Source organism: Methanocalculus sp., from assembly GCF_029762515.1.
Taxonomy (GTDB): domain Archaea; phylum Halobacteriota; class Methanomicrobia; order Methanomicrobiales; family Methanocorpusculaceae; genus Methanocalculus.
The window spans coordinates 1-7,395 of sequence record NZ_JARVGN010000070.1; the positions used below are offsets into that span (position 1 = coordinate 1).

At 55.6% G+C, this 7,395-nt stretch carries 8 protein-coding genes and 1 pseudogene; 8 read left to right on the top strand and 1 reads right to left on the bottom strand.

Annotation, left to right across the window (positions count from 1 at the left end):
- Window positions 1-5: 5 nt before the first annotated feature.
- Genes QCH34_RS03745 through ruvB form a run of 3 tightly spaced genes read left to right on the top strand, consistent with a single transcriptional unit; the run spans window position 6 to window position 1,703 of the window.
- A complete protein-coding gene (locus QCH34_RS03745; RefSeq protein ID WP_300330344.1) occupies window positions 6-104 on the top strand; it encodes a crossover junction endodeoxyribonuclease RuvC in 99 nt (32 codons plus the stop codon).
- A 7-nt stretch (window positions 105-111) separates the two neighbouring features.
- On the top strand, window positions 112-705 hold the full coding sequence (gene ruvA / locus QCH34_RS03750) for a Holliday junction branch migration protein RuvA (protein ID WP_300330322.1): 594 nt from the start codon (window positions 112-114) through the stop codon (window positions 703-705).
- Entirely contained in the window at window positions 702-1,703 is a 1,002-nt protein-coding gene (ruvB, locus tag QCH34_RS03755; RefSeq protein ID WP_300330325.1) for a Holliday junction branch migration DNA helicase RuvB, read from the top strand. Before ruvA ends, ruvB begins: the two co-directional genes overlap by 4 nt.
- A 62-nt stretch (window positions 1,704-1,765) precedes the next feature.
- Here the strand turns inward: ruvB and QCH34_RS03760 are convergent, their stop codons facing one another.
- On the bottom strand, window positions 1,766-3,484 hold the full coding sequence (locus tag QCH34_RS03760) for a hypothetical protein (protein ID WP_300330328.1): 1,719 nt from the start codon (window positions 3,482-3,484) through the stop codon (window positions 1,766-1,768).
- A 193-nt stretch (window positions 3,485-3,677) separates the two neighbouring features.
- Here QCH34_RS03760 and QCH34_RS03765 point away from each other — a divergent pair, with 193 nt between their 5' ends.
- The 5 genes and pseudogenes from QCH34_RS03765 to QCH34_RS03785 all read left to right on the top strand — a co-directional run.
- Window positions 3,678-4,445, top strand: a complete 768-nt coding sequence (locus QCH34_RS03765) for an ATP-binding cassette domain-containing protein (protein WP_300330332.1) — start codon at window positions 3,678-3,680, stop codon at window positions 4,443-4,445.
- Window positions 4,442-5,146, top strand: coding sequence for a GTP-binding protein (locus QCH34_RS03770; protein WP_300330335.1), 705 nt, complete (start codon window positions 4,442-4,444; stop codon window positions 5,144-5,146). The genes QCH34_RS03765 and QCH34_RS03770 overlap by 4 nt, the downstream gene beginning before the upstream one ends.
- The gene (locus tag QCH34_RS03775) at window positions 5,147-5,752 is read left to right on the top strand and encodes a (Fe-S)-binding protein (protein WP_300330338.1); all 606 of its coding nucleotides are present in this window, start codon (window positions 5,147-5,149) and stop codon (window positions 5,750-5,752) included.
- Complete coding sequence (locus QCH34_RS03780) at window positions 5,749-6,984, top strand: methanogenesis marker 16 metalloprotein (RefSeq protein WP_300330341.1); 1,236 nt, start codon at window positions 5,749-5,751, stop codon at window positions 6,982-6,984. The genes QCH34_RS03775 and QCH34_RS03780 overlap by 4 nt, the downstream gene beginning before the upstream one ends.
- Window positions 6,981-7,395: pseudogene (locus QCH34_RS03785) on the top strand (cysteate synthase); the annotation flags it as partial. The gene QCH34_RS03780 and the pseudogene QCH34_RS03785, both read left to right, overlap by 4 nt.

Genomic DNA, 7,395 nt, shown 5'->3' on the forward strand with positions numbered 1-7,395 from the left:
AGGATATGGTCCGCCGCCTCCTGAGGCTTGATGAGATCCCCCGTCCCGATGATGCCGCCGACGGCCTTGCGATTGCTCTTTGCCATATCAATACCCTGAGGTAGGAGAAGCATGTTCGCACACATAACCGGAACGCTCTCATCTGTGGGTGAGAAGTCAGTCGTCCTTGATGTCGGCGGGATCGGCTACCTGCTCCAGGTGAGCCAGCCAACCCTCCGGGAGATAGAAAAGAGCGAAGAAACAGTGAAGCTCTTCACCCAGCTTGTTGTCAGGGAGGACGCCCTCACCCTGTATGGGTTCCACCGGCAGAGCGAGCGGGAACTCTTCCAGATCCTGATCAATGTCTCGGGAATCGGTCCCCAGATTGCACTTAATATTCTCTCACAGATCTCACTTGAGCAGTTTGCCATGGCAATCATCAGCGATGATGAGCGTGTCCTCACCAGTATATCGGGGATCGGGCCAAAGAGCGCAAAGCGGCTGATCCTTGAACTGAAAGAGACGATGAAGAAGCGGAGAGGATCATTCATCGAAAAAGAGGGGCATATGCCTGCATCTGATGCGAAGTCGGCCCTTGTATCTCTTGGATTCTCCGAGCGGGAGGCCGAGGAGTCAGTGAAGGCGGTGATGGAGCGGCTGCCTTCGGGAAGTGTGCAGGCGATCATTAAAGCTGCACTTCAGCATATGAAGGAGAGAAGAACGTGACTGAGCGGATCATCACCCCGATAAAGTTTGAGGATGAGATCGACGATCCTGCCATCAGGCCGGCCCGGCTTGACGAGTTTGTCGGCCAGCCCCAGATCAAGGAGGCGCTCAGGATCGCAATTGAAGCGGCAAAGATCCGGGGCGAGAACCTCGATCATATCCTCTTCTCGGGCCCTCCCGGCCTTGGGAAGACGACACTCGCCCAGATCATCGCCCGTGAGATGGGATCTGCAATACGGAGCACAACAGGACCCGTTCTTGACAAGCCGGGAGATCTCGCCGCCCAGCTGACGGCATTATCTTCAGGAGATCTCCTCTTCATCGACGAGATCCACCGGCTGAACCCGGTCGTCGAGGAGATCCTCTATCCGGCAATGGAAGACTATAGTATTGATGTGATGATCGGCGAGGGACCGGGGGCACGGGCGATCCAGCTCCCTCTCGACCAATTCACCCTTGTTGGGGCAACGACACGGGTCGGTCTGCTCGGCTCCCCGCTCCGGGATAGGTTCGGCCTCATCTTCCGGCTGAACCTTTACGAGGTGGACGATCTCCTCTCGATTGTGAAACGATCAGCTGCTATCCTGAAGATCCCGATCTCCGAAGACGGAGCGCTAGAGATCGCAAAGAGGAGCCGGGGAACACCGAGGATCGCAAACCGGCTTCTCAGGCGGGTCCGCGATTATGCAACAGTCCGGGGAGATGGCTCAATATCCCGTGAATCAGCAGATCTCGCCCTCGGCATCCTCGGGATAGATCCCCTCGGCCTTGATGATCTGGATCGCCGGATCATCACTGTGGTCGCCCGTGACTTCGGCGGGGGCCCTGTCGGGGTGAAGACGATCGCAATCTCGATCGGAGAGGAGGTCAGGACGATCGAAGAGGTATATGAGCCGTACCTGATCAGGATCGGTTTTTTGAAAAGGACGCCGAAAGGCCGGGAGACGACCGAGGCGGCGGTTGCACATATCTTTTCAGATGGAAAGAAGGAAACCTAATTTAGATTAGTACTAATCAGGATTAGGATTATTTCGATTTGGAAAAAGAAGAGAGGGGAAATTCATCCCCTGACAGACAATGCCCATTTCTGCATGACACCTTCTGCAGGCCTGTTCCTGATGCTTGATCCAAGATCGAGGCGTGCCGGGGAGAGCTCGTTCACCGCATCATCCCACGTATAGCTCCCCATCAATCGAACAATACGTGTCCTTCCTTCTGTTGCCTGCCACCATGCCTCATAGGCATCTGACTGGTGGGCATAGTCGGGATCAGGGAGATCGTATCGCCCCATGAAGGTGTCTTCGATCGCCATGGTCGGATCCATTGCAAAGACGGTCATATAGTCGGTGAGTGCTGCATTGCTAAATGCACTCATTGAGCAAAAGAGCGAAATTTCGACGTCCTTTCGCTCTGCTTCTGCTTCGATCAGATCAAGGAGCGGATCGATGAGGGCTTTCATCTCTTCAACAGTCGGATCGGTGATATCATATGATTCAGGCGGCAGCGCCTCCTGGAACTCAGCAAGGGTTTCTAGCCCCGTCCGGATGGAGTAGATTCGGATGAAGATGGCATCCGCATCATGATAGTAGTCATACTGTGACCAATCGTCACGAAGCCCTTTTGCCTCAAGGAAACCGGCAGGGTCGACAGAGACTGCAACATCGCCATTGAACCTCTCCTTCACCTTTGCAATCATCTGTTTCATCCTGGCATTTGCGAGCTCCTCCTCTGGCGAGAAGTGCGTGTTATGCCAGCCCGGGGTGATGAGCATCATGTCAAAACCTGCCTTGTTGAGTGCATCGGCACGATCGAGCATCAATGCCTCAAATTTTGTGAAGTAATCATCAATCCATTCGGGTGTCCGCTCAACCTCCCCAAGAGCAGCAAAATCCGCACCAGATGCCTCCCAGATGGAATCCGCACCAAGATATGTTCCGATACTTGTGAACCCAAAGTTCATCGACCATATGGCACGGAGATTTCTGGCATGAGCTGCTTCTGCGATCCGGTTGAGATCAACCTGGCTCATTGCCTCGTCCCGGTGATCGTCCCAGAAGGTGCCGGGGACAATCTCCCATTCGGTTGAAGTGATCCAGTCATCGGGCGGATCCTGGTAGACACGGGGGATCATCCTGTCAAACGCGTACTTATTCGGCTGGTTAACCCAGTGAGCATCATAGAAGTCAAAGACGACAACTTCTGTCACCCCTATCCGCTCAAGCCGGTCAAAGCTGCTCTCAATATTCTTCCGAGTATCCTCAAACATCATGAAGTTGTAGTTCTTCCCCCAGGTATCCTGCATCCAGATACCAGCCCTGAATGCCGGCGGGAATGAAGGCTTTATCGGCTCTTCACTCCATCCGGATACGCCATCATAGGTGACGTGATTCGGGATCTGAATCTGCCGATCAAAGGTGCGTGATCTCCCGGTAGATGAGGTATAATGGTAGGAGAAGGACTCCTGGCCAACTGCCGGCACTGATACGTCCCATGCATATTCACCAGCCGGCGCCATCGATACCGGGGCTTTACCATCGATAACCACCCGGATCGGATCATCAGGGGATGTCGTATAAGGAACAGACACCCAGAACCCGGCGGTTGTTGCTTCACCGGCAGCTATCGGAGGGATCTCAGCATAATTTTCACACCAGGGAGGGGCTTTCCATGGCCCTTTCGGCGGGCAGATCTCAAAGGCCATCATCACCAGAATTCCCGAGATGATAAGAACGATGAGAAGGAAAATCCCAAGGACAATCTTCCTGTTCCGATCCAGCATGAACCGAACTATGAGCAGGATAATTAATAAAGATGCCCGCTGCCTGGATCCCGGGATCAGAAAGGAGAGTCTTTTGCACAAAACCCGAATAATTTAGACTATTGTAGAATATGATAATATAAATTATCTATTAAGATCATAATATTTTCAAATAAGGAAAACCATTATCATCCCTCAATAGTGAGAAGTGATCATGCATACGATCACCATCCTCCCCGGCCATGATCGGAATGGCAACCCCGAAACCTTTGAGGCACTCCATCTCCGCCCCGGCGACACCCTCGCAATCGTCGGCCCGACCGGATCCGGCAAGAGCGCCTTTATAAACGATATCGAGGTCTTTGCACAGGGCGATACCGCAACCGGCAGGCGGATCCTCCTTGATGGCGAAATACCGCCCGAAAAGTTCGTCAGGGATCCTGCCTGCAAGCCGATCGCCCTCATCACCCAGACCACGAAGTGCCTTGCGGATCTCACCGTCTCAGAGTTCCTGAGCATGCATCTCCGTGCACGGAAGATCACCGAAGGGGATCTGATCGAGAAGACGATCCGGCTTGCAAACGAATTTACAGGTGAGCCTATCCGCCCGGAATGCCGGATCTCCTCCCTCTCCGGCGGCCAGACGAGATCCCTGCTTGTTGCCGATGCAGTGATCATCTCAAACGCACCAATCATCCTCCTCGATGAGGTGGAGAATGCAGGGATCTTCCGTGACAGGGTCATCACCTGCCTGAAGAAATCCGGTACCTCCGTCATCTTCGTCACCCATGATCCGCTCGTCTCCCTGATGTCAGACAAAAGGATCGTGATGGGGAACGGAGCGGTGAAGGCGGTCCTTGAGCCGGATGGATCTGAAGAGTCTGTGCTGAAGCATGTCACCGAGATCGATCTCTACCTCTCCTCGCTCCGCGAACGGCTCAGGTCAGGGGAGGTTCTCAGGGAGACGGTTGCAGCAGCATGAAGCTGATCATCGTCGCCGGGCCGCCGTCTGCGGGGAAGACGGCTGTTATCCGGCAGATCCTGACCCATCTCCCAAAACAAACTGCTGCGTACCTGAAGATCGATGTCATCTATGCAAACGAGGATGAAGAGATCACCCGTGAGTTTGGCATTCCCGCACGGAAGGTCATCTCTGGCGACCTCTGCCCGGATCATGCCGGGATCACGGTTCTTTCCGATGCCCTGCTCTGGGCAGAGAAGGAGGGAGCCGAATTCCTGATCATCGAATCTGCCGGCCTCTGCCTCAGGTGCACCCCCTATACCACCGAGTCGCTTGGAATAGCAGTCCTCTCTGCGATCTCGGGCACCCATTCTCCCTATAAGATGAGCCCGATGATCGCTCTTGCCGATGCTGCGGTTGTCACCAGGATCGATCTCGTCTCACAGGCAGAGAAGGAGGTCTTCAGGGAGGCAATCCGGGATGTTGCACCCGCAGTCGAGATCATCGAGACGAATGCGGTCATCGGGACCGGGATGCGGTACCTGATGAAGATCATCGACGATCTCCTGCCGATCACTGATCCAAAGGCACTCACGCTCCGTGGCAGCCCGCCCCTTGGCGTCTGTACGGTCTGTGTCGGAAAGAAGCAGATCGGATGGGAGAACCATTTCGGGGTTGTCAGGAGGCTGGAAGGCGCAGACACCCTCTTCAGGGGTGAATAGATGGCCTGGAAACCACCTGGCAAGGACTGCGGGCTCTGCGGGGCAGCCTCATGCACCGCCTTTACCGCACTTGTTGCCGCAGGCGCAAAATCATTCCGGGACTGCCCCTTCTACCTGGAGAATGTGAAAGGAAAGGATTCATCCTATTCCGGAGTCGATATCCTCGGCCTTGCCTATGACTTTGTCCTCCACCCGTTCCCGGGTGAGCCGTCCACCAGGAAGGATATTGTACCGTTCAGGCCGGATCTCGTCGAAAAATGGGAGATCAAGGCGGGAGATCTTGTCATCGGGAGGCCTGCCGGGGCGGGATGCCCGATCACCCATGCACTCAGGGTGACTGCTGCCGATCCGGTGAGCGGAATCATCTCCTGCCATGTTACAAGCCCTCTTGAAGCACGGAACGAGGATTGCCTGGATGTCAAGGCATATCATGTCCATGCATTTGAGGGGATCGCGGAGGTAGTCAACCGTGAACCGACATTTGGGATGAAACAGCGGTTCCAGCCCGGATACTGCCTGATGGGACTGTCTCATCTGGGTGTGGTGAATATGGTTATTACCACAAGCGACGGAGTCAGGGTCAGGGTGGAGGGGATAACACTGTGAAGACGACGCAGGAGATCAACAATAAAATCAGAAGCGGGGAGGCAACCGTCATCCCTGCAGATGAATTCAAGAAACGGGTGCGTGAGGGGGAAACCTTCGCCGTCGGGGATGTGGATATTGTCACCTGCGGAACATTCGGGGTGATGTCGGGGACTTATGCAGTCCTGACGGTGCCTGTTGCATCCCCCGGCACTTTCCGGAAAGCTGAATCACTCTTTTTAAACGGCGTTCCTGCCTATCCCGGCCCCTGCCCGAATGAACGGCTCGGCCTCATCGACTGCATCGTCTATGGTACCGCACACCGGGACGAACGCTATGGCGGCGGCCATCTCTTTGCCGATCTCGCCGCCGGGAAGACGATCGAAGTCGAGGCGGAGGCAGACGGGCGGCGGTATACAAACGATATCACCATCTCCGATTGTGGCTTTGCAAAGCTCCATACAACACGATCGGCATTTAAGAATTATACCGCATTTCTCAGAAGAGAAGAGGGTGTGCTTCCGACCATCTTCTCGGTCACCGGTCTCCGGGGACCCTGCAGGGAGATATCGGTCTCGGGTTGCGGGGAGGTGAACCCGGTACAAAACGATCCCTCACTCAGGTCACTTGCACCAGGCACACCGGTTTTTGTTAACGGCGTTAACGGAATCATCACTGGCACCGGTACGCGATCGACCCCGGAGCGGCCGAATCTTGCGTGTTCAGCCGGTATGAACGGGATGGATCCCCTGATGATGGGCGGGTTTATCACTTCAGATGGCCCCGAATGCCTCACCTCGGTTGCCGCTGCAATACCGGTGCTCGATTCTGCATCCCTTGATGGACTGATGGTGCTTGATGAGGAGATCCCACTCCCTGTTGCCGATATCAGCAACCGCCAGCCGATCGGAGAATCGGATTATGGCAGAATCTGGCGGGGAACAGACCGGGGTGTCAGAATCCACTCTGATCGGTGCCTTGACTGCACTCCCTGCATGGCTCATTCAATCTGCCCTGCCGGGGCAATCGGAGAGGGGCATACCATCAACCGCTCCCTCTGCCTCGCCTGCGGCGCCTGTGCCTCAGCCTGTGAGGGAGGAGTCTTTTCTATCGATCTCGGAGCAATTCAGATCGGGGACGATGAGATTCCGGTCACACTCCGCCAGTCTGACCGCACCAGGGCAGAGCGGCTCTGCCGTCGTCTGGCAGATCGGATCCGCGAGGGATCATTCTTCCTCAGGGAGGGATTATGAACCACCTGCTCAGGTGCCCGGTATGCGGGAAGCAATTCCCCGATCAGGGTGAACTTGCCTGCCCGGACGGGCATCACGGGCTCCTCCGTGCGATCTACCCGGAGAAGCAGCTCGCTATCAGGGATGAGCCAGGCATCTTCCGGTATGCAGACTGGCTCCCTGTGCAACAGGTGCCACAGACCCAGTCGGGACCTGTGACATTCCAGTCTTCCGGGTTTGCAAAAGAAGCAGGGCTTTCCAATCTCTGGATCGGCTTCACCGGCTATGCCCCCGATAAGGGTGCATATGTCCCGACCTGCTCCTTCAAGGAGCTGGAGGCATGGCCGACCCTCATCCGGCACCGGGAGACCGGCGGCGGCACCATCGTCCTCGCATCGGCTGGAAATACAGGCCGTGCCTTCGCCGAGGTCG